The organism is Paractinoplanes durhamensis (genome assembly GCF_016862175.1).
Classification (GTDB): Bacteria; Actinomycetota; Actinomycetes; order Mycobacteriales; family Micromonosporaceae; genus Actinoplanes; species Actinoplanes durhamensis.
The window spans coordinates 187,631-211,652 of record NZ_BOML01000031.1; the positions used below are offsets into that span (position 1 = coordinate 187,631).

At 69.0% G+C, this 24,022-nt stretch carries 25 protein-coding genes, 3 tRNA genes and 1 pseudogene; 10 read left to right on the forward strand and 19 right to left on the reverse strand.

What is annotated here, in order from left to right; genetic code table 11:
- Nucleotides 1–2 precede the first annotated feature (2 nt).
- Nucleotides 3–518 carry a GbsR/MarR family transcriptional regulator gene (locus Adu01nite_RS18590; protein WP_203728147.1) on the reverse strand — a complete coding sequence of 172 codons (516 nt, stop codon included), beginning with the start codon at nucleotides 516–518 and terminating at the stop codon, nucleotides 3–5.
- A 419-nt stretch (nucleotides 519–937) separates the two neighbouring features.
- Between Adu01nite_RS18590 and Adu01nite_RS18595 the strand changes: the two genes are divergently transcribed.
- Nucleotides 938–1,756 (forward strand): hypothetical protein, encoded by an 819-nt coding sequence (locus Adu01nite_RS18595; RefSeq protein ID WP_203728148.1) that lies wholly within the window; start codon nucleotides 938–940, stop codon nucleotides 1,754–1,756.
- A 241-nt stretch (nucleotides 1,757–1,997) separates the two neighbouring features.
- On the opposite strand, the gene Adu01nite_RS18600 is transcribed toward Adu01nite_RS18595, so the two are convergent.
- From Adu01nite_RS18600 to Adu01nite_RS18615, 4 genes are all read right to left on the reverse strand, one after another.
- A complete protein-coding gene (locus Adu01nite_RS18600) occupies nucleotides 1,998–2,282 on the reverse strand; it encodes a hypothetical protein (RefSeq protein ID WP_203728149.1) in 285 nt (94 codons plus the stop codon).
- A gap of 18 nt (nucleotides 2,283–2,300) precedes the next feature.
- Nucleotides 2,301–2,567 carry a Txe/YoeB family addiction module toxin gene (locus Adu01nite_RS18605; protein WP_203728150.1) on the reverse strand — a complete coding sequence of 89 codons (267 nt, stop codon included), beginning with the start codon at nucleotides 2,565–2,567 and terminating at the stop codon, nucleotides 2,301–2,303.
- Nucleotides 2,564–2,833: a type II toxin-antitoxin system Phd/YefM family antitoxin gene (locus Adu01nite_RS18610; RefSeq protein WP_203728151.1), complete on the reverse strand. Its 270-nt coding sequence runs from the start codon at nucleotides 2,831–2,833 to the stop codon at nucleotides 2,564–2,566. Before Adu01nite_RS18610 ends, Adu01nite_RS18605 begins: the two co-directional genes overlap by 4 nt.
- Nucleotides 2,834–3,053: 220 nt before the next feature.
- The gene (locus tag Adu01nite_RS18615; RefSeq protein ID WP_203728152.1) at nucleotides 3,054–3,998 is read right to left on the reverse strand and encodes a hypothetical protein; all 945 of its coding nucleotides are present in this window, start codon (nucleotides 3,996–3,998) and stop codon (nucleotides 3,054–3,056) included.
- On the opposite strand from Adu01nite_RS18615, the gene Adu01nite_RS18620 reads away from it, so the two are divergent.
- Complete coding sequence (locus tag Adu01nite_RS18620; RefSeq protein ID WP_203728153.1) at nucleotides 3,997–5,286, forward strand: plasmid pRiA4b ORF-3 family protein; 1,290 nt, start codon at nucleotides 3,997–3,999, stop codon at nucleotides 5,284–5,286. The genes Adu01nite_RS18615 and Adu01nite_RS18620 overlap by 2 nt on opposite strands.
- A gap of 109 nt (nucleotides 5,287–5,395) precedes the next feature.
- Here Adu01nite_RS18620 and Adu01nite_RS18625 read toward each other — a convergent pair whose 3' ends face one another.
- Together Adu01nite_RS18625 and Adu01nite_RS18630 are read right to left on the reverse strand one after the other, a co-directional pair.
- Nucleotides 5,396–6,757, reverse strand: coding sequence for a DUF2786 domain-containing protein (locus Adu01nite_RS18625; RefSeq protein WP_203728154.1), 1,362 nt, complete (start codon nucleotides 6,755–6,757; stop codon nucleotides 5,396–5,398).
- Nucleotides 6,758–6,843: 86 nt separating this feature from the next.
- Complete coding sequence (locus tag Adu01nite_RS18630; RefSeq protein WP_203728155.1) at nucleotides 6,844–7,317, reverse strand: UPF0158 family protein; 474 nt, start codon at nucleotides 7,315–7,317, stop codon at nucleotides 6,844–6,846.
- Nucleotides 7,318–7,494: 177 nt separating this feature from the next.
- On the opposite strand from Adu01nite_RS18630, the gene Adu01nite_RS18635 reads away from it, so the two are divergent.
- Nucleotides 7,495–7,740: a hypothetical protein gene (locus tag Adu01nite_RS18635; RefSeq protein ID WP_203728156.1), complete on the forward strand. Its 246-nt coding sequence runs from the start codon at nucleotides 7,495–7,497 to the stop codon at nucleotides 7,738–7,740.
- 302 nt (nucleotides 7,741–8,042) lie between these two features.
- On the opposite strand, the gene Adu01nite_RS18640 is transcribed toward Adu01nite_RS18635, so the two are convergent.
- From Adu01nite_RS18640 to Adu01nite_RS18650, 4 genes and pseudogenes are all read right to left on the reverse strand, one after another.
- On the reverse strand, nucleotides 8,043–8,231 hold the full coding sequence (locus tag Adu01nite_RS18640; protein WP_203728157.1) for a helix-turn-helix domain-containing protein: 189 nt from the start codon (nucleotides 8,229–8,231) through the stop codon (nucleotides 8,043–8,045).
- A 10-nt stretch (nucleotides 8,232–8,241) separates the two neighbouring features.
- Nucleotides 8,242–8,373: a hypothetical protein gene (locus tag Adu01nite_RS48505; RefSeq protein ID WP_275414669.1), complete on the reverse strand. Its 132-nt coding sequence runs from the start codon at nucleotides 8,371–8,373 to the stop codon at nucleotides 8,242–8,244.
- Nucleotides 8,370–8,656 (reverse strand): annotated as a pseudogene (locus Adu01nite_RS18645) (type II toxin-antitoxin system RelE/ParE family toxin); the annotation flags it as partial. The pseudogene Adu01nite_RS18645 and the gene Adu01nite_RS48505, both read right to left, overlap by 4 nt.
- Entirely contained in the window at nucleotides 8,643–9,224 is a 582-nt protein-coding gene (locus tag Adu01nite_RS18650) for an alpha/beta hydrolase (protein ID WP_307836640.1), read from the reverse strand. The gene Adu01nite_RS18650 and the pseudogene Adu01nite_RS18645, both read right to left, overlap by 14 nt.
- 1,559 nt (nucleotides 9,225–10,783) lie before the next feature.
- On the opposite strand from Adu01nite_RS18650, the gene Adu01nite_RS18655 reads away from it, so the two are divergent.
- Entirely contained in the window at nucleotides 10,784–12,172 is a 1,389-nt protein-coding gene (locus Adu01nite_RS18655; RefSeq protein WP_203728159.1) for a PAS domain-containing protein, read from the forward strand.
- A gap of 350 nt (nucleotides 12,173–12,522) precedes the next feature.
- Nucleotides 12,523–12,774: a HAMP domain-containing protein gene (locus tag Adu01nite_RS18660; RefSeq protein ID WP_203728160.1), complete on the forward strand. Its 252-nt coding sequence runs from the start codon at nucleotides 12,523–12,525 to the stop codon at nucleotides 12,772–12,774.
- Nucleotides 12,775–13,590: 816 nt separating this feature from the next.
- Here Adu01nite_RS18660 and Adu01nite_RS18665 read toward each other — a convergent pair.
- The 3 genes from Adu01nite_RS18665 to Adu01nite_RS18675 all read right to left on the reverse strand — a co-directional run bounded on the left by Adu01nite_RS18665 (nucleotide 13,591) and on the right by Adu01nite_RS18675 (nucleotide 13,847).
- Nucleotides 13,591–13,665: transfer RNA gene (locus tag Adu01nite_RS18665), tRNA-Val, on the reverse strand.
- A gap of 13 nt (nucleotides 13,666–13,678) precedes the next feature.
- A tRNA-Cys gene (locus tag Adu01nite_RS18670) sits at nucleotides 13,679–13,749 on the reverse strand.
- Nucleotides 13,750–13,774: 25 nt separating this feature from the next.
- Nucleotides 13,775–13,847: transfer RNA gene (locus tag Adu01nite_RS18675), tRNA-Gly, on the reverse strand.
- A gap of 184 nt (nucleotides 13,848–14,031) precedes the next feature.
- Here Adu01nite_RS18675 and Adu01nite_RS18680 point away from each other — a divergent pair.
- Nucleotides 14,032–15,210: a GNAT family N-acetyltransferase gene (locus Adu01nite_RS18680; protein ID WP_203728161.1), complete on the forward strand. Its 1,179-nt coding sequence runs from the start codon at nucleotides 14,032–14,034 to the stop codon at nucleotides 15,208–15,210.
- Between the two features lie 16 nt (nucleotides 15,211–15,226).
- On the opposite strand, the gene Adu01nite_RS18685 is transcribed toward Adu01nite_RS18680, so the two are convergent.
- Complete coding sequence (locus Adu01nite_RS18685; protein WP_203728162.1) at nucleotides 15,227–15,661, reverse strand: YybH family protein; 435 nt, start codon at nucleotides 15,659–15,661, stop codon at nucleotides 15,227–15,229.
- Nucleotides 15,662–15,753: 92 nt separating this feature from the next.
- Between Adu01nite_RS18685 and Adu01nite_RS18690 the strand changes: the two genes are divergently transcribed.
- Both Adu01nite_RS18690 and Adu01nite_RS18695 read left to right on the forward strand, forming a co-directional pair.
- Nucleotides 15,754–16,125 carry a YciI family protein gene (locus tag Adu01nite_RS18690; protein ID WP_203728163.1) on the forward strand — a complete coding sequence of 124 codons (372 nt, stop codon included), beginning with the start codon at nucleotides 15,754–15,756 and terminating at the stop codon, nucleotides 16,123–16,125.
- An 8-nt stretch (nucleotides 16,126–16,133) separates the two neighbouring features.
- Nucleotides 16,134–17,342 (forward strand): RNA polymerase sigma factor, encoded by a 1,209-nt coding sequence (locus Adu01nite_RS18695; RefSeq protein ID WP_203728164.1) that lies wholly within the window; start codon nucleotides 16,134–16,136, stop codon nucleotides 17,340–17,342.
- 161 nt (nucleotides 17,343–17,503) lie between these two features.
- Here the strand turns inward: Adu01nite_RS18695 and Adu01nite_RS18700 are convergent, their stop codons facing one another.
- From Adu01nite_RS18700 to Adu01nite_RS18710, 3 genes are read right to left on the reverse strand one after another with little or no spacing between them, the layout of a single operon-like run.
- The gene (locus Adu01nite_RS18700) at nucleotides 17,504–18,232 is read right to left on the reverse strand and encodes an FAD:protein FMN transferase (RefSeq protein WP_203728238.1); all 729 of its coding nucleotides are present in this window, start codon (nucleotides 18,230–18,232) and stop codon (nucleotides 17,504–17,506) included.
- A gap of 31 nt (nucleotides 18,233–18,263) precedes the next feature.
- Nucleotides 18,264–18,755 (reverse strand): FMN-binding protein, encoded by a 492-nt coding sequence (locus Adu01nite_RS18705; RefSeq protein WP_203728165.1) that lies wholly within the window; start codon nucleotides 18,753–18,755, stop codon nucleotides 18,264–18,266.
- A gap of 41 nt (nucleotides 18,756–18,796) precedes the next feature.
- Complete coding sequence (locus Adu01nite_RS18710) at nucleotides 18,797–20,560, reverse strand: ferredoxin reductase family protein (RefSeq protein WP_239132517.1); 1,764 nt, start codon at nucleotides 20,558–20,560, stop codon at nucleotides 18,797–18,799.
- A gap of 182 nt (nucleotides 20,561–20,742) precedes the next feature.
- Between Adu01nite_RS18710 and cbiE the strand changes: the two genes are divergently transcribed.
- On the forward strand, nucleotides 20,743–21,951 hold the full coding sequence (gene cbiE / locus Adu01nite_RS18715) for a precorrin-6y C5,15-methyltransferase (decarboxylating) subunit CbiE (RefSeq protein ID WP_203728166.1): 1,209 nt from the start codon (nucleotides 20,743–20,745) through the stop codon (nucleotides 21,949–21,951).
- Nucleotides 21,948–22,691 (forward strand): precorrin-4 C(11)-methyltransferase, encoded by a 744-nt coding sequence (gene cobM / locus Adu01nite_RS18720; protein ID WP_203728167.1) that lies wholly within the window; start codon nucleotides 21,948–21,950, stop codon nucleotides 22,689–22,691. The genes cbiE and cobM overlap by 4 nt, the downstream gene beginning before the upstream one ends.
- Before the next feature lie 23 nt (nucleotides 22,692–22,714).
- Here the strand turns inward: cobM and Adu01nite_RS18725 are convergent, their stop codons facing one another.
- The gene (locus Adu01nite_RS18725) at nucleotides 22,715–23,917 is read right to left on the reverse strand and encodes a hypothetical protein (RefSeq protein WP_203728168.1); all 1,203 of its coding nucleotides are present in this window, start codon (nucleotides 23,915–23,917) and stop codon (nucleotides 22,715–22,717) included.
- Nucleotides 23,918–24,022 lie beyond the last annotated feature (105 nt).

Here is a 24,022-nt window from a genome sequence, read left to right on the forward strand (position 1 = left end):
CGCTACTCCTTGGCTGCGCGGGTGGATGAGGGCAGCGGTGGCGCGTTGTCGAAGATCTGTTGCATCCATCGGAAGACTTCGTTGGCGGCGGCGAGGCGTCCACCGCGATCGGGTGATGGACCGGCAAGGGGGGTGCCGTCGTGCAGGATGTTCCCGAGGGAGGCCAGCGAGGCGATCTGCCGCTGGACGACCTTCTCCCAGGCGTCGTCGTCGACGCGGTAGTACACCGTCCGGCTTGCCGGTTTGGTCAGGACGCGGACGAACCCGACGGAGCTGAGCAGCCGGAGGTTCGTCGACAGCGACGCCCGGCTGGCACCGATCGCGGTCGCGATCTGCTGCGCGGACTGCTCGGGCGGGTCGCAGATCATCAGCCAGCCGAGCACACGCCCGGCGATCAACGGCACGCCATCTTGGTCCGAGCAGTACTTGGCGAGTCGTTCGACCCATTCCAGCACGTCCGCCGACGGTCCGACTGAGGCATCGTGATTGGACTCTTCAGTGCCGGATGGCCGTTTCATAGGTTTCATTGTTGACTGAAACATGCGGTGTGTCCACCGCGAAGTGCTGACGAACGGCCCTTCAGTGGCTGTGGCCGTGGTGTTGTCACTCGACGGCTGCGCCGGGACAGGCGCCGACCCCCTCGGCTCGCCAGCGGAGGAACCGAACCCCGCACGACCGCCCTACGGCGGCCTGTTCAGCCTTAGGACAACGGGCCGCCCGGCCCTGGCGGTCTCCTCGCGATCCTGCCTACGTTGCCGTCGAATCGCCGCGGTCGGTTCGCGTCACCCTGGGGCGTAGCGGTCACCTGGAGGCTCACATGGATATCCCGTCGGCACCTGACATCCGGACCCATGATCGCGGCCGGCCTCACCCTTTGGACATCCACGGCGGGAAGGCCCGAACCAGACTACGGTTGGCATGGGCAACGAGTGGACTCGTGCTGGTCCTGAGTGGCGCCGCCGCCACGGGTGGGCTTCTCATCGATGGTCTCTACCCTGACGCGGCGGTGGCCGCGGCGGCCTTTCGCGGCAACGATCTGGCCACCATGCTCGTCGGCATGCCGGCGTTGACCCTTGCCGTCATCGGCTCCATACGCGGCTCGTTGCGAGCGCATCTGGCGTGGATAGGGATGCTCGCCTACTCGATCTACAGCCTCGCCTACTACGTTTTCGGCGCGCAGTTCAACGACCTGTTCCTGCTCCACGTGGCCGCATTCGTGTCGTCAGTGTTCGCCTTCGGGCTGGCACTGGCAGCCCTCGACGTCACCTCGGTTGACGAGCGGTCCGCACGCCGCACGCCGGTCCGGTGGATCAGCGTCCTGCTGGCGCTCCCGGCAGCGGCGATCGTGGTGCTGTACAGCGTGGCGGCGGTGCGATTCGCCATCACCGGACAACAACCGTCCGACGTGCTGCCCATGCCATCGCAACGGGTACACCTCGCCTACGCGCTCGACCTCACCCTGCTCGTTCCCGCGGTTGCCCTGGTAGCGGTTCAACTCTGGCGCCGGACCGCCTGGGGCTACGCCCTCGGCACCGCGGCATGCCTTGCCGTCGGCGTCTACCAGCTCAACTACATCATTCAGAAGATCTTCGTCGCGGAAGCGGGCGTGGCGGGCGTGACATCGTTCGATCCGCACGATCTGCCCGTACCGGCGGTGCTGCTCTCATCGGCCACAGTGTTGCTACTGGGTCTCCGCAAGACACCAACGAAGTCGGTCCCGGCCCCGACCGCCGCAACAAGAACGCCCGGCACCTGAACTTCGCGCCACGTCCGGCGGCACCAACGCCCGGACCGGCAACGCATTGAGCTCGTCATCATCTCTGCGCACGAGCCAGACGGCCCCGGTTACCGGGTGGCCGCCTTAGCAGAGGGTTTCCCAGCTCACCATATGTCTGACCGACATGGTTCGCGCACTGCCAACAACCGATTCACGTTTGCCCAGGTCAGGGCCTATTGGTGGACCATAGTTGGCAGAATAAGAACCGCATCCCCACAGCTCAGGGGCCGATCGTGACGCTACCAGCCGTCCGCCGACGGATACCCTGACCCGGCTCACCGTTCGTCCACCTCGCCGCGCTGGTGTATCCACGATCAGCGGTCAAGATCAACCCGTGGGCCGCCCCGTCCCAGTCCACAGCAGTGCGTGCCACGGCGGCAAAGAACATCTCTCCGTCGCCGCCGGTGAACCCACCACCGGCGGTGAGTTGCTCGCCGGATCCGAACAACTCGGCCATGGAAACCCACCGGCCGCCGAGGTGGAAGCCCGGCCAGGCCAGCAGCACCTGATCAGGAACGAAGCGTTATCGACCGTAGTGATAGCGGCAGGACATGATCTCCAACTGGTCCTGGGCGTCCAGTACGCGGTACACGAGCCGGTGTTCTTCGGTGATGCGCCGCGAGGCCCAGCCCGAGAGGTCGCCCTTGAGGAGTTCCGGCTTACCGATGCCGCCGTCTTCGCCTCGCTGAATGTCCTTGATGAGATCATTGATCCGCTTAAGGGTCTTGCGATCACCAGACTGCCAGCCCACGTACTCGTCCCACGCATCCGGGTGCCAGACGAGCTTCACACAGAGCCCTCCGCGTCCGGCTCGATGAGCTCATGCTGGACCAGCCCACCGGCTTCCATCTCCGCCCGCCGACGGCGCAACTCGCGGCCGTTGGCGCCACGAGACAGGTACTCAGTTTCGCGCCACGCGTCATAGTCGCTCTTCAGCATGACGACCAGCGGCTCGTGCCCACTGCGGGTAACTACAAGATCTTCGGCGTCGTTCTCGATGGCGTCGAACTCGTTCGCGAGGTTCGCCCGCAAGTCCGAAGCAGTGATGACCTTCATGACCCCTCCAGTGTTGTACGTCATATTGTACAACAGCCTGGAGATCAAACCCTCGATTCAAGTTTGCCCAGGTCGGCCGACCAGAGGCGAGTGGGGCAGACCAGCCGGCCGGCCAGGATCAGAGGGCTCGTTGTAGTGGTGGTTGCGCCACCATTGCTCGATCATCTGGGCCAGTGCCGTGACGGCCTTCTGATAGTCCTCGGGACTTATGGGGACGACCTCAGGCGCTAGGACTCTGACGTTCGTCGCTACACGCCGCCGGTTCACCATCTCCGCCTCCTAGCCCTTCGGCCCCTCCTCGAGGGTGGCCCCGGAAAGAAGCCCTCGGTATCCCTCGGCCGAATGACTGCGCACTCGGGTGGCGACAACCGCATCCGTCCATGCCGCGAGCCGCGCTGCTGGCCGTGACATCCTTGTCCGCGCTCGCCAGCAGGCTCACCTGAAGCATGTTGACCGAGCGGCTCCAGGGTCCGAAGGGTATTCCCGGGGTCGGTAACTGCCCTGTGCCCCGGGTACGATCCGGGGCCGTGCCGGTGTCTCGTAAGCACAAGAAGAAGTCGCAGTCCGGTCGGCGCCCCGGGGCGCCGACCCCGAGCAGAATGGCGCAGGCAAACCCGTTGCGGGAGGCCAGGTCGGAAAGGGTGTTGCGGACGACCGCGGCGGCCAGTCCGGCAAACAGCGCGGGATCGCCCGGCGGGAGGCGGCGCTCGTACTCGTCGAGCAATTGGTCGATCATGGTGTCCAGGACGGCGGGTTCGCTGCTTGCTGTAGCGGTGTACAAGATGCCGAGGAACCGGGGCATCCAGGGCCTCATCCAGTCACGTAGGTGCTCGCCGTTCTTCGGCGCGATCGCCGGCGCCGGAGGATCCAGCAACTCGTCGGCCAGATCGGACCAAAAGTCGAGGACCTGTTCCGGCTCTGCGGCGCCCGCCAGTGTGTTCGCGATGAGACTCGCGCCTGAGCCGGCGAGGACTCGGGTGCGACGGAGCTGAATGACGTCGAACTCGATCGCCAGCCGCCAAATTCGGATGAGAGCCGGCGTCCCGCCCGTTCGGTCGCTGGTGGCCGGCAGATCGAGCGCGGCCAGCCCCGCGTGCGCGTCGCCGTACGGTTGTTGTCGCAGCTGTCGATGATGACGATGACGCTCGAGAGGTTTACTGCCCATGCCTGAAGACGATCTCGCCGCCGTGGCAGCTTCCACACCTGCGCTAAGGCAGGTCACCGCTTTGACACGGTGGGTCGGACAGGGCCGCAAGCTAACTCAGACCGGACAGCTGACCATGGCCGACGCCCGCCATCTGGTCGGCCTGCTGGATACCGGCGACGAAATCGATCCCGTCATCGGCGAGCGGGTGTTCCGTACCCGCAGCAGCGCTGAGCTGCCTGTCCTCGCGATCGTGGTGGCGTGGGCCAAGGCCGCGGGACTCGTCCGCGTCGTCCACGGCCGGCTGGTCCCGGTGAAGAAGAACCAGCGGCTGATCGATCGGCCGGCCCAGCTGTGGAACCTCATGTTCGCTGCTTTCGACCAACTCGGACCGGCAATCTGCTCCGCCGGTTGGTTCCAGTCGCTGCTTGGCGACAACTTCGCCGACGGCATCGCCGTCCTTTTCGGCGGCATCGCGGACGGCGGCGGTGCCGCGCCCACCGGCGCGGTGCAGGAGGAGGTCTGGTCTGCGCTCAGCGCGCGCTATTACCTGGACGACGCCACGACCGAGCAACTGACTCGCCTGCGCAAGACCACAGACAATGACGTACGCCGCGCCGCGGCCGGTCTGGTGACCCTCGGCGCGCTCGCCGAAGAGGACGCCGCAGCCGGGACGCTACGGCTGACGCCGTTGGCCGAGTGGGCTCTGCGCTCCCGGTACGGCGCCGTCGCGCCCGGCGACCAGATCGCCCAGCTCAAGATCACCCTGCTGGACGCGGAACCGCCGGTGTGGCGCCGCCTGCTCGTGCCCGCGACGATCCGCCTCGACCGGCTGGACCGGGTGATTCAAGCCGCCATGGGCTGGACCAACTCACACCTGCACATGTTCATCCATCCCAGCGGCCGCTACGGCGTGCCCGACCTCGACTCCCCGCTGCAGGACGAACGCCGCACGACCCTGCGCGATCTGGCCGATCGAGAAGGCGAAACCGTCAGGTACGAGTACGACTTCGGCGACTGCTGGGAACACGAAATCGTGCTGGAACAGTTGCTGACCGCTGAGCCCGGCGGCCGGTACCCCACCTGCACGGCCGGTGCAAGCGCCTGCCCACCGGAAGACTGCGGCGGTGTCCACGGCTACGCCGACCTCATCGACACACTCGCCGATCCCACCCACCCCGAACACCAGCACCTGCTGGAATGGCTCGGCATCGAGAAAGGCAGCGACTTCGACCCAGCGCACTTCGACACCGCCGACGCCAACCGCCGACTCGACACCGTCATACTCGCCTCGACCCGCACCGCCTGACCAGGGAAGCGCCCCGGGCGTCGGCCATGCATGCGGGCGACACTCCGTACGGCCGGCAGCGGACACCGCGAAGAGCGAAACCGGCCGCTGCCGGGGCTGCCGGTGGGGTTCACTCGTGGGCGACCGCGTGCCGGCCGTGCAGTGCTGCCCGGTCGGCGGCGGCCCGGCCCGACGCCCAGCCCTGCCGATTGTTGATATTCGTCGTATGGTGCGTCAGCTGAGGGAACTGTTTCTCGAACGCTTCGCGTACCGCGTCGTCACGGGCCGCGAGCACCGGTAGCAGCTGGGCGCCGCCGGCCGAGCCGGCCGCTTCCTGGCCGACCTCGTCGGCCGCGGCGCTGAGCCGTTCACCGATCCGCGACGCGTACGCCGTCAGGAACGACTGCCGAAACGAGCGGGTGGTGTTACGCCCGTACTCGTCGGTGGTGGGTTTGGCCTGAGTCATCGCCCTGGTCGCCTGCACCAGCAGCGACGTGAACAGCAGTTCGGTGGCATCCAGATCCGCCGGGAAGCCGACGACGGTGGTGAAACCGAAGCGCTTCGCCCACACCGCCCGGCAACTGTTCGCCTCCGCGACGACCTGGAGCAGCAACGACTTCGGCGCCTCATACGGATTGTCGACGGCGACCCGGCGGGTGACCGGCTGGTCGCGTTCACCGGTCGCGGCCACCAGCAGGGCGTGGTCGATCCGGTGCCGGGCCATCAACTCCTGCGCCTTGGCCGTGAACGCGTCGGCCTCCTGCGGGAAGTCGGTAGACTCCGCCTTGGCCAGCAACGCCCGGACCCGATCGAGCATCCGCTGGTCGACGTCCGTCGGCGCGGGCGCCGTGGCCGGCCGGGCATCGCCGGGAGCCGGGCCGACCACCTCGATCGCCGGCAGCGTCGCGAGCAGATGAAGCACGTCGATCAGCGCGGCGATCGAGGTGGCGCGGTCCAGACCCTGCCGGTCACCCCAGATCCTCACGTAATGGTCATCGTGGTCCCACCAGACCCGTGCTTCGAGGATCGCCAGCTGTGACTGCCACCACGGGTCGACGGTGGCCATGGGATAGCCGCGCATCCGCGCCGCGATGGCATCGACCATCAGCCGGCCATGACGTGCGCCGCATTCGCGGCGCGCCACCCGGACCAGTTCGGCCGGCTGCCAGCCGCGCCGCCACGCCTGCTCCACATCGTGCAGCAACCGCGCCAGCAGGGCACGGTTGACGACCTGGATCCCGATTGCACCACCCGGCCCCGCGATCAACAGAGCATGACAACGGTCCAGCTCGGCGCTGTGTTCGCCATGCTGGGCGTGGATCGCCTGCTCGATGATCTGCTCCGCGAGCTCCAGCTGCGAGGGAACACGCGGTGTACCGAACAGGCCCAACGGATCATCGGCACCACCCGCCGCCCGCTCGGACCTTCGGCGTTGCGCCGCGTCCGCCGTCTTCCGCTTGGCCTTGTGCCGTTCGCGACTGTTCTTACCCACTGATCTCCGCCCGATCTGGTCCCGGCAAGCCGCCAACGCTACCAACCCGACAACCTCGCGGACGCACCCGTTAGGGGGGATCGGCCTCAGGGCACAGCCGGATCGGGATGCTCTGCCCGGAAGCGGTCCGCGGCGTCGTGGCTGATCAGCGAAGCGTCGAACAGCCAGTCGACCGCCCGGCGTGCGGCTCGGGCGTCACGGAACGCATACCAGGCCGGTAACAGGTGCGGGTACTCCTCGTGAAGTTCGTCCTTGAACCGGCGGAACGCACCGCGGCCGTTGATCGCGCGGGCGAGCCGGCGGGCCGCTTGGTCATCGCTGACCAACTCGGTGAAGTCGGCCATGTCCTCATGCCAGACGTACGAGGGCAGGGGGCGGATCGCGACGAGGTCCAGGTCGTCCAGGTCGACCGGGGTCTTGCCGTCGATGCCGCCGTCACGGGTCCACAGCATCATCTCCCCGGTCTCCGGGTCGACCAGGTGCAGGTGCTCGTCGTAGACGTTCTGATCCGACAACGCGAACGCGATCTCGTCAAGATCAAACTTGTCGATCTCCAGCATGGCCCGCTCCAACCGATCCGGTATGCGCCCGAGCGTATCGGCACCGTATCTAGCCACGGCCGCCCAGTGGGTGCGCTGCTGCTGCGGTTCCGACTCGCACGAAGCTCTACCTCACCAGTCCTCGAGACAATCGGAGGTGTCACGGCATGGGCGGAGCGACATGGTGTTCGCCTTCGGGTGCGTCACCGGCCTGCGGGCCGGCTGGAGACCAATCGCACCTACGAGCTGCAGACGCCGCATTCACGCGTGTACCGGACCAACCACGGCACGGGTTTGATCGACTACTACGCCACCATCGACCGCAGCAACGGTGTGCCCCTCAGGGAGGCGATGTACCGGGTCAAGCGGGCCACGCTCGAAAGCGCCTGGATCGCCTCGGCGCCTACCCCGAGTATGCCGAGGATGCTGCTCACATTCGCATGAGCAGCCAATATTTCAGCTCAACGCGCTGTCGACCGATCGGCATCGCACCGGTCAGCGGCAATCATCGTCCGGCGCTCCCCACATCCGCTAGCCATGCGGGCCACTACCAGGACAAACGAAGTAATGCAGGCGAGCGCACCGGCCTCGCCTTCCGACGCGCCGGACACCAGGCGCGGACTTCCCAGAGGCCCACCGCTCGCCACCCTCACCATCGCCGTCGAGCCCTGTTCGGCTCGGTGCCGGACGACGACGGGGCCTCTGACATTCCCACCGCCGGACGAATCGGCCAACCAACAACCGGGTCAGGCGACCCGCAAAGTCAGCGGCCCGCGGGAGACAACTATAGAAACCTCGCCGCCGAGCGCCTCGGCGTACGCGCGCAGCGTGTCCAGGCTGTCGACCTGGCCATGCTCGATCTGCGAGATCCGGGCCTGGCTCACCCCAAGAGTCGTCGCTACCTCGGCCTGGGTTAGCCCGGCCGACTTGCGCATCTCCGCCAGCTCATGCCCCCCGGATACGGCCGAGGTTCTCGGCTCGAATCGCCGCTCGCTGCTCCCCCGCCTCGTCACTGGCCAGCCACGGCTGGCGGGCCACCGCCTCGGCCTTCACTTCGCTCCACCGACGCCCGGTCATGGCCCCTCCTTGTTCTTACGCTCGACCGCGTACTGCTCGTACCGCTCCTCCGCAACGGGGATGTTCTCCCGATACCAGCGGTTCCACTGGCCCGCCTTGTCCCCAGCAACCAGGATCACCGCTTCCCGCTCGACGTCGAAGACGAAAGCAGGCGGATCTCCGACCGCCCGGCGGAGCCAGGCCGCAGCTCCTTCAGGTTGTGCAGCCGGCTGCCGTGAATGCGGTCGACCAGCGGCCTGCCAAGACCCGGACCGGCCTCTGCCAGGTGGTCAATCGCCTCCATGCCGAAGACCGAACTTGCCCAGGACCACGCACCCGAACCGGTCGGTCATCGCGGCCACCAGCGCCAGGCCGAACCGCGCCCCCATGGACATGCCCAGATAGCCGAGCCGGCCGGAGTCGACCCCGCCGGAGGTGGCAACGGCGTCCACGGCGGCCCGCCAGTCGTCGATCATCCGGTCGAGGACCACCTCGATCCCCAGCTCGGCGATCTGGGCCTGATACTGCTCGGCCGGTACCGGGGCCGGCACCCGCTCGCCGTGGTACGGGCCGTCGATCGCGACCGCGGCGAATCCGGCCTGAGCGACGAACCAGCGGGCATGCTCGAGCACCCGGACACTTCGCTTGTGCCCGCTGCCGCCGTGACCCAACAGCACCAGCGGCACCGGGGCGGACCCCGACGGCGGCAGCCACAGCACACCCGGAACACGGCGGCCCGGCAGCGTGACGCGAAATGATCGCTCGACGACGCCATCGATCTCTTGGCCGTCAAGCCACTCGATATCCGGCTGCACGACACCATCCAACCAGCCGATCGACGGCGCCGCTGTCCGGCCCGCACGGGGAACCACCGTCGGTGATCATCGGCTTGTCCCGTTGCGAGCGACTCGCCAGATCCGGAGACAGATGCGCGTCAGTAGTGCGGGCTGACCCGGCTACGGTGTCGGGTTGTGGGAGCCCAGTTCGATCTTCATGTCGAGCTTGCCCGAGGCCTGAGGGATGCCGTCGGCGCGTGGCGGTTCATCCGCCTGTTCGCTGCCCAGTACGCGAGCCCGATCGTGGTCGGCGACGGCTGGGACGACGCCGACTTGCGGGAGGCGGAGGCGCGGCTGGGTTCCCGTTACCGGCGGCCATGCGGACGGCATACGCATCTCGGCCAGCTCATGCCGGGATGTTCTCCCGGTACCAACCGTGTTCCCGCAAGCGGTACCTCGGCTTTACGCCCACGGCTGGGTGACGACTGCGGCAGGCAGCAGCGCGGCCAACCACCCGGCCGCCACCCGCAGCGCGCGCCGCGGGTCGCGGCGGCGAAGCAGCCGCGACCTCGGTAACCTGCTCTGGGGTCCGGGAACGAAGATGCTCCGCCACGGCTCGGGCGGCGAACGCTGCCGCTCCGGAACGGCCGTTGCCTCCGCCAACAACCTTGGCAAGTAGGAAGTGCTCACCGGGGAGCAGGGCAATCGGCTAACGGAAGCTGTCACCCCGGACGAGAGCGGTGACCATGCTCCGACGTAACGGGCGAGATACCATAAGACACATTACCAACTGATCGGTAACCGGCCGATTAACCTGCATATATAGATGGTGGGCGATACTTGGACCTAACCAGTGACCACTTCCGTGTCAGCATTGGACAGCGGCAGCTTCTGGTAACGGTCGAATGGGACCTCTTCAGTTACTGTGGGAGCAAAACTGTTCCCACAAACGCAAGATCACAGTCCAGAACAGACGCTGATCAAGGCGCTGACCAGCGGATATGGTGGACCGTACTTGGCAGAATCCGAACCGCATACCCGCAGCTCAGGGGCCAGTTGTGACGCTACCAGCCGTACGCCGACGCAACACCTGACCAGCCCAACGCCGGTCACCGGGCAGCGCCGCCAGACTGATCCGATGCTCGAACAGCGACGGTGCAGCGAGCCCTGCCGCCCGGCCACCATGACGGGTGTACTGCGCTGCGCTCCGACGCCCAAGGCCGCGGCGGGACTCTCGAAATGGTGCGGCTACCACGAGGCTAGCGGGGACTCGGCGCGCATGGTCGTACTGTGATCTTGAGGTCCAGCTCGCCCTCCAGGACGCTTGCCAGGCGATGCAGCGGAGCAAGCGTGTGCGTGACCGCGTCGCCCGCCGGCCGCGAGTTCGCCGTCTCGCGTAGGGCCGCCCGCGTGGCAAGCCCGGCCTGGCCGATGCTCGAACCGGGCGAGGGCCTTACGTTGCTCAGTCGGATGCTCTCCGCTCGCGGATGGATCGGCCGATAAGTAGTCGGGGAGGAACGAGCCATCCGGGGGCAGGCCGCCACCGCTTCGCTTGACGGCTGCCGTAGAGCCCTTACCCCGCCGGGTGGGCGTCGGCGAGTGCTGGACTCGACACGGCGCGGTCCTGTCGGCAGACCACTACGCTGGAGGACCTCGTGCGTCACGCCCGCCCCGCCGTCACCGGACGAGAGAGCACGTTCCGGGTCAGTGACCTGTTCTTCTCCCGCACCGACGCCAAGGGCCGGATCCTGTCCTGCAACGAGGTGTTCGTCCGCGTCTCCGGCTACGCACGCGAGGAGCTGATCGGCGAGCCGCACAACATGGTCCGGCACCCGTGGATGCCCCGGTCGGTGTTCGCGCTCGTCTGGGACCGGCTCGCCGCCGGGCTCCAGATCAGCGCCTACACGGTGAACCTCGCCGCCGACGGCTCTTACTACTGGGTGCTCGCCTCGATCCGGCCCGTCACCGGCGGATACCTGTCGATCCGCCAGAAGCCGTGCCACCCCGAACTGTTCGCCGCCGTCCAGGCGATCTACACCGACGTCCTCAACGCCGAGCGGGCCGCCGAGGCGGCCGGCGCGGCGGGCCCGGAAATCATCGCGGCGGGCACGGCCCAGCTCGGCGAACTGCTCACCGGTGCCGGGTTCGCCGGCTACGAGGCGTTCATGGGCCAACTCCTCCCGGCCGAGGTCGCCGCCCGCACCGAGGTGATGGAGGCTGCCCAAGAGCAGTTCCACGCGTCGGGCCGGCCCGACCGCCGCGGCGCCGCGCTGCAGGCCGCCGAACTCGGCCAGGAGTACGCCCGGGTCTCAGACTCGTTGCTGGCGCTCGTGCAACGGATCGACATGTTCGAGTCCCACGGCGCGCAGCTCGCCGACCAGTCCGCGTACGTCCGGGACCTTGCTCGCAAGATCTACCTCTTCTCGTTGCAGACGGCGTTGCTCGGTCACCAGCTCGGTGAGCGCGCCGCCGGGGTCTCCGCGGTCGCCGGGCTCGTCAAGGACGGCGTCGGCGGCATCCTCGCCGCCGCTGAACTGCTCACCAACATCATCGACCGGATTCGCACCACCCTCGGTGCGCTCGCGTACTCCGTCGCCGCCTCGAAGCTCGAGGCCGACGCGTTGCGGACCTTCGTCACGGAACTGATCCGCGACCAGGCCCCCGACCCGATCCTCATCGACGACCTGGGACTGCTGGCCGAAGGGATCTCGGACGACGTGCGGACCACCAGCCGGCTCCTCGGCGAGTTACGGGACCTGATGCCGCAGCTACGAACGCCGCTCGGCCAGCTGGACGCGTTGTTGCGGGAGATGGGCACCCTGACGTTCAACGGCCGGGTCGAATGCAGCCGGATCGACGACGGGGCCGACGCCGTCAAACTGTTCGCCCAGATTCGCGGCCTCGTCCGGGAAGCAGCCAAACGACTGTCCGGGGTCGACAACTTCTCCGAGATGATCGCGGCCGCCGCCCGGGAAGGACAGACGATCGACACGACCGTCCATGCACTGGTACGCCGGATCGCCGATACCCGCCGGTCCGCGTGACCACCGCTACGCGCCTGATCATCTGCGCATCGGAAGGAACAGTTCGACGGCATCAACCGCAGGAAACGGTCGCGACGGGACCGATCGCACCGCCTTCATGGAGGCGCAATCAGCATGGCGCTCTTACCGGCATGACTGCCGTGGTCCGGAGAAATTCGCCGGTCCGTGCCCGCGCTGCCGCGTGGTTGGACGCAACCTCCGCTGCGCACACGATCTGACAGTGGCCGCACCGACGACAGCGGGCGCGGCCGGTCTCTTGGCCGTCGCGGCGAAGGCTGAAGCGGCCCAGGGCCTCCGCACCGGGGCTGCGGCCAGAGCCGACTGTCAAGCAGGGGCGCTCGCAGGTCATCGTGGTGCTGATTGTCGGTATCCGGCTCGCGCTCGGCTTGGTGTTGTATGCCGCTCGGCGCATTGTGGCGCCGCTGCGCCGAGTGTCCGCCACCGTCGACGCGATCGCCGGCGGGGACCTCACCGTGACCGCCGATGTGCATACCAGGGACGAGGTCGGCGCCATGGCGATTGCCCTGCATGCGGCCAACACCCGCACCCAGGCCACCATCGGCGCGGTCGCGGACACCGCCAACACCCTCGTCTCAAGCTAAAGCCCTTGCTCGTAGCTCCTCCTTGCACGAGATCGCCGGCACCCTCGAACTCGGACCACCCAAGACCCCGGCCGCCGTACGCAACATCCTGTTGCCGCCGTTCCTGGTTACCCGGCTCCGCGACCACCTCGACTCCCACGACCACACTCACGTCTTCGTCGGCGCCGAGGGCGGCCTCTACCGCCGCTCCAACTTCAGCCGCCGCTACTGGCGACCGGCCACCGACGGCAACCCCCGCCGCCTGATCGCACCGGTCGTGCCCGGCATGCACTTCCACGACCTGCGACCGCGGTCACGGCCGTCGCGAGACCCGCACCGTCAAAGCCGTCGCCGTCGGCACACTCGGAGAAGGTCATGCGTTCGTCTCCTCGGCGGCCCGGGAACCCTCCGACCCGTCTCAGTCTCCGTCTCATTCGTCTCTGTACGGCCATGTCCGGGAGTCAGGCTGCACGGGGATTCTCTCAGGTAGCGAACGTGATCGACCCGCCCCGGACGGCACTCCGCAGACTTGGAAAGCGTGTTGGGGAAACCCCTCAGGCGTTCGAGTCTCGTAAAGCCCCAGTCGCCCTCCTCCGCCGGGACCTGCCCGAGCATGCGCTGTGTCGCCCGCTCTGGCTGCGACAGGACTAGCCGGCACCGGGCGGAAGCCGCGAGCCGGCACGGCACCACAGACGTGGCTCACACGTTGCTCAGCAGAGTGACAGCCCTGGACCGCGTCTTCGATGCACGGAGTTCCAGCATGGAGGGATAGTCACTCAGCTAGTCACTCAGCAACCAGAAGAGGCCATGTCCATCGTCTGGACATGGCCTCTGAGCTGGTGGGCGATACTGGGATCGAACCAGTGACCTCTTCCGTGTCAAGGAAGCGCGCTCCCGCTGCGCCAATCGCCCTTGGCTTTCGCCGAGGTGGAGACGGGATTTGAACCCGTGTACACGGCTTTGCAGGCCGTTGCCTCGCCTCTCGGCCACTCCACCGAGTCAGCCCCGCAAGGCCACTCCGAGCGGACGACGGGATTCGAACCCGCGACCCTCACCTTGGCAAGGTGATGCGCTACCAGCTGCGCTACGTCCGCTTGTCTCTCCCGGGGCGCTTGCGCTTCCCTGGCGACGGATGAAACCTTAGCCTGTTGCCGTCCGCCTTGCCAAACCGGGGTCCCCCGGCGCGTCGCCGCCGGTCCGCAAGCTGCGCTTTCCCGGTTATCCACAGCCTGGAAATCTGGCGCGCACTCCCCCGGCCTCCCGGTGTTGGATAACTCCATGAACTTCCGGCAGATCAGCGCGGCCGAGCGCACGACGACCATGTTCCCGCTGCAGAGCTATGCGTTCATGCCTTCGCCGTGGTCTTCGGAGGATGAGGAGACCTATCGCGGGCGCATGCGGTTCTTCGAGACGGCGGTCAACCTGATCGCCGAGGAGGACGGCAAGACGCTGGCCGGGGTGGCTGCCCTGCGCATGCGGGAGAATGTGCGCGGCACCGTCTACGACATGGCCGGCGTGGCCTCGGTCGCGACGCATCCGGCGGCCCGCCGCCGCGGGCTGGTGCGTGAGCTCCTGCAGCGGCTGCTGCGGCAGGTGCGCGAGGAGGGCTGTGCCGTGAGTGCGCTCTACCCGTTCCGCCCTAGCTTCTACGCGAAGTTCGGCTTCGTGGGCATCCCCCGGCACCGGACCGCCGTCTTCGCCCCGGAGGGGCTCGGTCATCTGCTGCGCGCGGAGCTCCCGGGCGAGGTGGAGCGCCTGCCGATGAGCGAGGCCTTCGAGGAGTATGACGGGCTCATCCAGCGCGTGATGAGCCGACGGCACGGGTTCGCGGTCTTCGACGAGGTGCGCGCCTCGGAAAACCGGGACATGAAGTCGTGGGTGGCGGTGGCCCGCTCCGGCGGCGAGGTGGTCGGCGTGGTGCGCTACGTGATCGAGGCCCACGGCGGCGACCTGGTCGCGCATGATCTGCACTGCACGGGACCGCTCGGCCGGGCGCTGCTGCTCCAGTTCTTCGCCCGGCACGTCGACCAGGTGGCCCGCGTCTCGGTCCGGATCAGCGCCGACGACGTGCCCGAGCTGTGGGGCGTCGATTTCACGGTGACCGTCGCGGGCAAGGTCGACAACCCGACCGACAACGCCCCGATGGTCCGGGTGCTCGACATCGAGGCGTTGTCCGGCTCGCAGGCCGGCCCGGGCGAGGTCACTGTCGAGATCGCCGACGACGATCTGATCGGCGGCATCTGGCACCTGGACGCCCGCGACGGCACCCTCGCCGTGTCCAAGGGCACGACCCCAGCCGCCACTCTCACGGCGGCCGGCTTCAGCGCCCTGGTCTACGGCGTCCTGGACCCGGTGGAGGTCTTCACCCGGGGCCTGGGCGAAATCACGCCGGCGGCGATCCCGACCCTGGCCATGATGTTCCCCCGCCAGCTGCCCTACTTGTTCGCCGACTTCTGACCAACGGAGGGCTGGGTTACGGCTTCAAGTTGACTGAGGCCTGGAAGGAGCCGTCCATCTCGAAAGGGACGGATTCGTGTTCGTGGGTGATCAGCCACTGGCCGTTGGTCTTGCGCAGGCCGATGGTGGTGCGGTGCCAGAGGGTGAATGGCTCGGGGCTGCCCTTCGGGGTGGCTGACAGGCTGGTCAGGGCGGTCACGAAAGCTACCTCCGCGCCGGCCGTCACGGTCACCTGCGTGTATGTGCGGGCTGGGGGCGCCTCGAAGGTGGCGATCCACCGCTCGGTGGGGGCGGGGTCGTGTGGGTCGGTCTGCTGGCGCAGCGGTGGGGCCAGCGTGAACGACACCACCTCGGGGGCGTAATGGGACAGCATGGCTTTGACGTCGCCGGCCTGCAGGGCGGCGGCCTGCGCCGTGAGGATGTTGCGGATCTGGGTCTCGTCGTTCGACATGGCAACTCCTTTCCGCCGGTACGTCGAAACCGCGATCTCGGCTTCGACATCTCTGCGACACCGAAACGATGGCGGGGAAGCGAGGAGAGACCGTGAAGTACTTGATTCTGATTCAGTCGAATGAGCGGTCGCTGGCGGTCTGGGCGAAGCTGAGCGATCAGGAACGGATGGATTTTGGGCGTGGGCACATGGAGCTGAGCGCTGAGATGGGCTCGGCGGGTGTGCTGGTCGCCTCCGAAGGGCTGGCCGATCCGGAGCTGGCCAAGTGGGTGTCCGTCCGTGACGGTCGCACGATCGCCTCGGACGGGCCCTACGCGGAGGTGAAGGAGCATCTGGCCGGGTTCTATCTGATCGACTGCGCGGGGCTCGACGAAGCTGTCGCCTGGGCGGCCAAGGTGCCGGACGCGGCCAATACCGAGGTGGAGGTGCGGCCCGTGCTGGACATGAGCCAGTGGGACATGTGAGGGGACATGTGAGGGCGCTCGACGATCTGCTCCGCGAGTGCGCGCCGCAGGTGCTGGGGGCGGTGGTGCGTCGCTACGGTGACCTCGACACCTGCGAGGACGCGGTGCAGGAGGCCCTGCTGGCGGCGGCGAAGCAGTGGCCGGTCGAGGGCGTTCCGGATAGTCCGGCCGGGTGGCTGATTCGGGTGGCCGCTCGCCGGCGGGTCGAGCTGACTCGCAACGAGAGTGCCCGGCGCCGGCGTGAGGAGACGGCCGGGCGGATGCCGGACGCGGTCGAGCCGCGTGGTGACGATGAGCTGACCCTGCTGTTTCTCTGCTGTCATCCGTCGCTCACGCCTATCTCGCAGGTCGCGCTGACGCTCCGGGCGGTCGGCGGGTTGACCACGGCGGAGATCGCGCGGGCTCTGCTGGTTCCGGAGGCTACCGTCGGGCAGCGGATCAGCCGGGCCAAGCAGCGCATCCGGGCGAGCGGCGCACGGTTCGAGATGCCGTCGGCGGAGGAGTGGGCGGCGCGGCTCACCGCCGTACTCCAGGTGCTTTATTTGATCTTCAATGAAGGGCACACCGCGAGTTCCGGTGCGGAGCTCAGCCGCGTCGAGCTGACGGCCGAGGCGATCCGCCTGGCCCGGCAGCTGCGAGGACAGCTGCCCGAAGACGGTGAGGTGGCCGGGCTGCTGGCGCTGATGCTGCTCACCGATGCGCGGCGGCCGGCGCGCACGCGGCCCGACGGCGGTCTGGTGCCGCTGGCCGAGCAGGACCGCACGCTCTGGAACTCCACGACGATCGCCGAGGGTGTTTCGCTGATCACCGGGACGTTGCGGAGCGCGACGATCGGGCCGTTTCAGGTGCAGGCCGCGATCGCGGCGATTCACGACGAGGCGGCGCGGCCCGAGCTCACCGATTGGCCGCAGATCCTGCAGCTGTACGGGCTGTTGCGGCTCCTCGCGCCGGGGCCGATGGTCACGCTGAACCGGATCGTCGCGCTGGCCGAGGTGGACGGTCCGGTGGTCGCGCTGGCCGAGTTGGCGACGGCGGCGGCCGATCCGGCCCTGGCCGAACACCATCGGGTGGCGGCGGTCCGCGCACATCTGCTGGAGATGACCGGCGACCGGGCGGCGGCACGTGCGCAGTACCGGCTGGCCGCCCGGCGCACGCTCAGCCTGCCCGAACGGCAGTACCTGGAGGCCCGCGCAGAAAAGAACGCAGAACGAAGCTAGGGCGCATCTGACGGATCACCCAAGTGCGAGGCGAGGTCCAGAGTGTGGCTGGCGTCGCCCGCGACGCGCCCTCATACCGGTGTTGTATGTGGGCGCGTCGCGGGCGCCGTCAGGCGCGCTCTGGGCCACGCCGCAGCCCTGGGTGATCCGTCAGATGCGCCCTAGACCGCGGCGGGGAGGTTGGCGGAGCTGAAGGCCCGGCCGTCGTCGGTCACGACCGCCGACTCGTAACCGTCGGCGGCCAGCTTGGCCAGCCAGTTCAGGCCGGGCTCGCCCATCGCCAGTGCGGCCGTCGCGTACGCGTCGGCCAACGCCAGGCTCGGGCCGACCACTGTCACCGAGCGCAGCCCCTTGGCCGGTTGGCCGGTGCGTGGGTTGATCACGTGGTTGCCGCGCTCGTAGGTGCCCGATGTCGCGATCGCGCCGTCGGTCAGCGCCAGCACCCAGCTGACCTTGTCGGACTCCCACGGGTGGCGGATGCCGACCCGCCACGGGCCGCCCTCGGGGTGGGTTCCGCGCATGCGGATGTCGCCGCCGGCGTTGATGTAGTGGTTGGCCGAGCCGGCCGCCAGCAGCCGGTCCGAGGCGACCTCCACCGACCAGCCCTTGACGTAGCCGGAGGGGTCGAGCGGACCCAGGGCGTACGCGTCGAAGTAACCGTCGGTGTCTCGCCAGAGGTCGGCGCAGGCGGACAGGACGTGGCGCATGTCGGCCGAGCAGTCGGCGGCGGTCAGCTCGCCGCGGCGCATGCGGCTGACCTCGCTGTCGTCCTTGTACGTGGAGAAGCGCGCGTCCACCTCGTGCAGCCAGCGGCACACGTCGGCGATCAGCTCGCGGAGTTCCCGCTCGGGGCGGTCGTCGGCCAGCTCGATGCTGACGGCCGTACCCATCACCTGCTCGACGTGGCGCACGAGGAGGACCCTACGCCTTGGCTGAGTCCAACGCCGCCTGCAGCGACTCCTGGTACGACTTGCTCGTGTAGGTCGCCCCGGACACCGCCGCGACGTTGGCGCTCTGCTTCTGCAGGGTCTCCTGCTTGAGCTTCGCGACCGCGCCGGGGTTGATCGTGGCGCTGTTGCCGGTCGTGGGGTAGGTCGCCTCGGCCGCCGTGATCTTGCCGTCCGCGATCTTGATGGAGACCTGGACGGTGCCGTAGATGTTCTGCGAGCCCTTGCCCTTGAAGACGCCGTCCTTGAGGCCGGTCTCTTCCTTCTCGGCGGCCTTGGAAGAAGACGACGCCGCCGGCTTCTTCGAGGACGCCGCCTTGGACGGAGAAGCCGACGGTGTGCTGTCCACGAGATCGACAGCAGGCGGTGCGGCGATCGGCGCAACCGGCTGCACGCTCAGCCGAACCCCGACGATCAGGGCGGCTCCGGTGAGAGTGCCGACAGCGGCGGCGGTACTGCGTCGCATCGCGAATCTCCTTGCTTGAGGGCCGAAAGCCGAAAGGGGGATCAGAACTCGAACGGGTCCAGGTGCAGCTGGCTGTCCGGCACGTCGAGCTCCCGCAGCGTGGAAACCGCCGCCTCGACGAGCCCGGGCGGCCCGCACAGGTAGACATCGCGCCGGCTCACGTCCGGCACCAGGCCCAGCAGCCCGTTCGGCGTGAACAGCCGCCGCGGACCGGGGTCGTTGCGCGATCCCACGATGTAGCGCACCCACGCGTCCCGCCGTTCGGCCAGCTCCTCCAGCTCACCGCGGAAGACCAGCTCGTCGGGCCGGGACGCCCGGTAGATCACGATGGTGTCCGGCGGCATGTCCTCGAGGAGGGCGCGGATCGGGGCGATGCCGCTGCCGCCGGCGATCAGAAGGGCACGGCGACGGGTACGCCGTTGGGCGGTGAACGTGCCGAACGGCCCCTCCGCCCACACCGGCGTGCCCGGCTTCATCATGCCGAGGCGTGACGTGTGCCCGCCGACGGCGGTGACGGTGAGCCGCAGCCATTCCTTGTTGGGCGCCGCGGACAGCGAGAACGGGTGCGACTGCCACCAGCCGTTGCGGGTCAGGAAGCGCCACCGCATGAACTGGCCGGCCTGCGCGGGCAGCTTTTCGAGTTTCTTGCCGTCGATGTAGATCGAGAACGTGTTGGTGCCCTCGGCCACGACCTCGGCGACCTCGAAGCGGTGCCGGACGTTCAGCCAGAGAGGCTCGACCAGCCGGCCCCAGACCAGCGCCGAGATGACCAGGGCGGTGAGGGCGGGCCAGAACACCGAGGCGAACTTGCCGCTCAGGTCGGCCCCGGTGGCGACCTGGTGGCCGTAGCCGAGGAGCAGCACCAGGTAGCCGGTGAGGTGGATCAGGTGCCACAGCTCGTACGGGAGTTTCGCCCGGGCGCCGCGGATCGAGATCAGGCTGATCACGACCAGGATGATCGTGGCGGCGGTGGCCTTGAGCATGTCCGGGAACGTCGTGATGATCGTGAAGCCCTGATCGACCACGCCGGTGTCGCCGGTCAGCGCGTACCCGTAGACGATGAAGACGATGTGCGCGAGCACCGCGACCACCAGCGAGGTGCCCAGCCAGCGGTGCCAGCGCAGCAGGTCGCGGGCGCCCACCCACTCCTCGAGCCAGGAGACCCGGCTCATCATGAGCAGCTGGATGAAGAGCAGGTAGCCGCCGATCAGCCCGGTGATCCGGCCGGCCGCGAGCATCGCGGTGGCGGTGTCGTTGATCGCGCCGGCCTGCGTGTCGAACAGCCACAGCGACACGCTGGTGGCCAGCCCGGAGAAGAACAGCAGGATGGTGAGCAGCCGGTTTCCACTGACAGCCTCGGCCGGCGGCCGGTCGTCCGGGATCGGCGGCTGGGCCGGCCCGGAGGCCTTCCAGCCGGTCGGGTCGGTGTGCGACTCGACGAGGATGTCGCTGCGCCGGTACGGATCGTCGACCTCGCGGTCGGCGATGTAGGTGTCCCAGGTCTGCGGCCGCCGGTCGTCGAGCTCCGGCACGGCCCGCCGCTCCGAGGCGTATTCGTCCTGGTCAGCGCCGCTCCACGGGTCGACGGGGGTGCGCTCGATCGGCATCCGCGGGTCCGACAACCGCGTACCGGTCGAATAGCGCGAGTCCGTCTCGTCGTCATAGCGGGAGGGCTGCTGAGTTCCCCAGTTGTCATCGTTGGGAGCGGCCCGCAGGTCAGCGAAGAACTGTGCGTCCTCTTCCCCAGGGGAGCGCTGCTCGCGCTGGTCCCGCTGCTCGCGCTTCTCGCGAGAGGTCTGGAACATCGGCGGCCCTTGCGCCATCGTCCTCACCTGTCCGGCGGTCGTCTTCGGCGCCGCCCACCCCCTGCGGGCGGCGTGACGACCCGGTCTCGGGGAGCCGTCTGGTTGAAGTACGCAGCCCACGGCGGCTTCGCTCAACCGGAGGCAGAAAATCTCAGCGTCCGGCACCGCGATAACGTCACGCCATGCGCGCCGACAACCCCGATCTGGTCACGGTGGTCGGCATCGGCGCCGGCGGCTGGTCCGATCTTGCGGGTACGCCGATGAGCGCCCTCGCCGCAGCCGAGGTGATTTTCGGCAGTTCCCGCCAGCTGGAGCTCCTCCCGCCGGAGGTCGGCGCCACCCGCGTCCCGTGGCCATCGCCCCTGCTCCCGGCCCTGCCCGGCCTGCTCGACGAGCACCGCGGGCGGCGGGTCTGCGTGCTGGCCAGCGGCGACCCGATGTTCCACGGCATCGGCGCCACCCTGGTGCGTTTGCTGGGCATTGATCGCGTACGCGTGGAATCGCACCCATCGGCAGCGTCGCTGGCCGCCGCCCGGATGGGCTGGCCGCTGGCCGGCACCGACGTGCTCAGCCTGGTCACCGCCGACCCGGCGGCCCTGCGCCGGCTGCTCAACCCGGGCCGCCGGATCCTGGTCCTGTCCCGGGACGCCGGCACCCCCGCCCAGGTGGCGGAGCTGCTGGTGGACGCTGGTTTCGGCGCCGCCCGGCTGACCGTGCTGGAGCAGCTGGGCGGCCCGGGTGAACGCCTGGTCGAGGGCACCGCCGCCGAGTGGTCGCACGAGGTCGACCCACTCCACGTGATCGCCGTGGACTGCGGCGCCGGCCCGGCCGTACCCGTCGTGCCCGGTCTGCCCGACGACGCGTACGAAACTGATGGTCAACTCACCAAGCGTGAGGTCCGCGCCGTGACCCTGGCGCTGCTGGCGCCGGTCCCCGGAGCTCTGCTCTGGGACGTCGGCGGCGGCTCGGGCAGCATCGGCATCGAGTGGATGCGCAGCCACCCGGACTGCCGGGCGGTAACCGTCGAGTCCGACCCGGCACGCTGCGCGACGATCCGCGCGAACGCCCGGTCACTGGGCGTCCCGTCACTGCGGGTGGTCGAGGGCCGCGCCCCGGCCGCGCTGGCCGGCCTGCCCACCCCGGACACGATCTTCATCGGCGGCGGCCTGACCCGCGACGGCGTGCTGGACGCCGGCCTGGCAGCGTTACCGCCGGGCGGCCGCCTGGTGGCGAACGCGGTGACCGTCGAGTCGGAGGCGGCGGTGGCCGCCGCCCATGCGAAGCACGGCGGCGAGCTGGTCCGCCTGTCGGTGAGCCGGGGTTCCCCGGTCGGTGGTTTCACGGGATGGAGAACGATGATGCCGGTAACGATCTGGTCGGTGACGGTATGACGGTCCATTTCATCGGCGCCGGCCCCGGCGCCGCCGACCTGATCACGGTGCGCGGCCAGCGGCTGATCGCCGCGTCCCCGGTCTGCCTGTACGCCGGAAGCCTGGTCCCGGAGGAGCTCCTGGAGATCTGCCCGCCCGGCGCCCGCAAGATCGACACGTCGTCGCTGACCCTGGACGAGATCATCGCCGAGCTGGTCCGGGCCCACGCGAACGGCCAGGACGTGGCCCGCCTGCATTCCGGCGACCCGTCGGTCTTCAGCGCGATAGCCGAACAGTTCCGCCGCCTGGACGCCGCCGGAGTCCCCTACGACGTGACCCCGGGCGTGCCGGCATTCGCCGCCGCCGCGGCATCGCTGGCCCGCGAGCTGACCGTCCCCGGCGTGGCCCAGACGGTGATCCTGACCAGAACCGCCGAGCGAGCCACCGCGATGCCCGCCGGCGAGGACCTGACCACGCTGGCCGCGTCCCGCTCGACGATGGTCCTGCACCTGGCCGTCCAGCGAATCGACGCGGTGGTGGCCGAGCTGCTCCCGTCGTACGGCCCGGACTGCCCGGTGGCGGTGGTGGCCAGGGCAAGCCGCCCCGACGAGCAGATCCTGCGGGCCCCCCTGTCCGAGATCGCGGCTCTGGTGAAGGAGGCCGACATCCGCCGAACCGCGGTGATCGTGATCGGCCCGGCCCTGACCGCAGCCCAGTTCCCGGACAGCCACCTGTACTCCGCCGACCGCTGCCGCAGTTAAAGCCGCAGCTGAAGCTGGCGCGATCAGGGCCGGAACGCCACCGACGGGTCGAGGAGCCGCACCCAGTCCGGGCGCCAGTCCGGGGCGCGGCCGTCCATCTCCTCCTGGAGGTTGGTGCGCCACGGACCGGTCACGCCGTCGTCCGGCCACCACTCCGGCCAGGTGTCGTAGCGCCGTTCCACCCGCAGGCCGTCGCCGGTCGTCTCCAGCCGCAGGAACAGCCATCGGCCGTAGCGCGGGTCGGACTCGGCCCGGCGCAGCGCCCGCACCAGGTCGGTGAGCTCGCGGAACACCTCCCGGCGGTCCTCGCCCGGAAACTCGGCCGGCGGATGCTCGCCCGGCTGGCCGCCGATGCTCGTCGCGTCGGCGTAGATCAGCACCGTGCACCGGCCGTCCCCGGCCGCGGCCCGCCCGCGGGCCCAGTCGGCCAGCGCGTCCAGCTCGGCGGTGACCGGCGGAACCGGCCGGCGCAGCTCCCCGGTGTCGTGCATGGCCGCCCAGACCAGCCGGTCGTGCTCGCCCTCGCTGAGCTGCCGGACCCGGCGCATCGGCGGCCGCTCGCCCGGCTCGATCCGGGGCGGGCGGGTGCCGGCCGTGATCCCGCCCCGGCCCGCCGCGAACAGCGCGTTGTTCAGGTCGAGCGACGGGAGCCGGCCCAGCAGCCGTTCGAACGCGCCGGCCGCCACCTCGCCGCGCACCGCCGCGGCCAGCAGTTTCTCGGCCGCCTCGCGCACCTCGTCGCGCTCGGCGGGAGTGCTCAGGTCGTGCTCGCCCCACTCGGTGATGACGTCGGCCAGCTCGCGCAGCGTGTTCTCGCTGCTCAGCACCGCGCCGGTGGTCTGCACCAGGCCGTCGCCGATGTCGTCCCGGTAGCGGACCCGCGACCAGCGGCCCTCGGCGTGCCAGACCACGAAACCGAGCCGGCCCTGATCGGCGAGCTCGGTCAGCTCGGCCCACGGCAGCCAGCCGGGCGCGCCGGTGAGCAGGTCGATCGGCGGATCGGCGGCGGCGGTCGCACTGTGTTCCAGGTCATAGCCGAACAGCACGGCCCGGGCGCCGTCGAGCAGCGCGAATCGGGCCCAGCTGCCGCCGTGTTTGTCGTGGTGGGCCCCGCGGTCGTCGACGAACCAGACATCGGCGAACCCGAGGCCGGCCAGCGAGGCGGCGATCGTCGCCCACCTGGTCCAGAGCAATCCGGGCGCGGGCAGGTCCACGTCGGTGAGCATCTGTCCACTGTGCCCCATTGGTGGGCACCGATGGCACCCCCCTCCGTGCAAGTTGCAGATTGGTGGTGGCGAACCCCGGCGATGGCGGGCGTCCGAGACCTACGC

Bases quoted from the DNA above. Each gene is read 5' to 3' on its own strand.
- Adu01nite_RS18590 (WP_203728147.1), bottom strand. From the start codon at position 518: ATGAAACGGCCATCCGGCACTGAAGAGTCCAATCACGATGCCTCAGTC.
- Adu01nite_RS18610 (WP_203728151.1), bottom strand. From the start codon at position 2,833: ATGAAGGTCATCACTGCTTCGGACTTGCGGGCGAACCTCGCGAACGAG.
- Adu01nite_RS18620 (WP_203728153.1), top strand. From the start codon at position 3,997: ATGCCTGAAGACGATCTCGCCGCCGTGGCAGCTTCCACACCTGCGCTA.
- Adu01nite_RS18615 (WP_203728152.1), bottom strand. From the start codon at position 3,998: ATGGGCAGTAAACCTCTCGAGCGTCATCGTCATCATCGACAGCTGCGA.
- Adu01nite_RS18630 (WP_203728155.1), bottom strand. From the start codon at position 7,317: ATGCTGGAGATCGACAAGTTTGATCTTGACGAGATCGCGTTCGCGTTG.
- Adu01nite_RS18640 (WP_203728157.1), bottom strand. From the start codon at position 8,231: ATGCGCAAGTCGGCCGGGCTAACCCAGGCCGAGGTAGCGACGACTCTT.
- Adu01nite_RS48505 (WP_275414669.1), bottom strand. From the start codon at position 8,373: ATGACCGGGCGTCGGTGGAGCGAAGTGAAGGCCGAGGCGGTGGCCCGC.
- Adu01nite_RS18680 (WP_203728161.1), top strand. From the start codon at position 14,032: ATGAACTTCCGGCAGATCAGCGCGGCCGAGCGCACGACGACCATGTTC.
- Adu01nite_RS18685 (WP_203728162.1), bottom strand. From the start codon at position 15,661: ATGTCGAACGACGAGACCCAGATCCGCAACATCCTCACGGCGCAGGCC.
- Adu01nite_RS18700 (WP_203728238.1), bottom strand. From the start codon at position 18,232: ATGGGTACGGCCGTCAGCATCGAGCTGGCCGACGACCGCCCCGAGCGG.
- Adu01nite_RS18705 (WP_203728165.1), bottom strand. From the start codon at position 18,755: ATGCGACGCAGTACCGCCGCCGCTGTCGGCACTCTCACCGGAGCCGCC.
- Adu01nite_RS18710 (WP_239132517.1), bottom strand. From the start codon at position 20,560: ATGTTCCAGACCTCTCGCGAGAAGCGCGAGCAGCGGGACCAGCGCGAG.
- cbiE (WP_203728166.1), top strand. From the start codon at position 20,743: ATGCGCGCCGACAACCCCGATCTGGTCACGGTGGTCGGCATCGGCGCC.
- cobM (WP_203728167.1), top strand. From the start codon at position 21,948: ATGACGGTCCATTTCATCGGCGCCGGCCCCGGCGCCGCCGACCTGATC.
- Adu01nite_RS18725 (WP_203728168.1), bottom strand. From the start codon at position 23,917: ATGCTCACCGACGTGGACCTGCCCGCGCCCGGATTGCTCTGGACCAGG.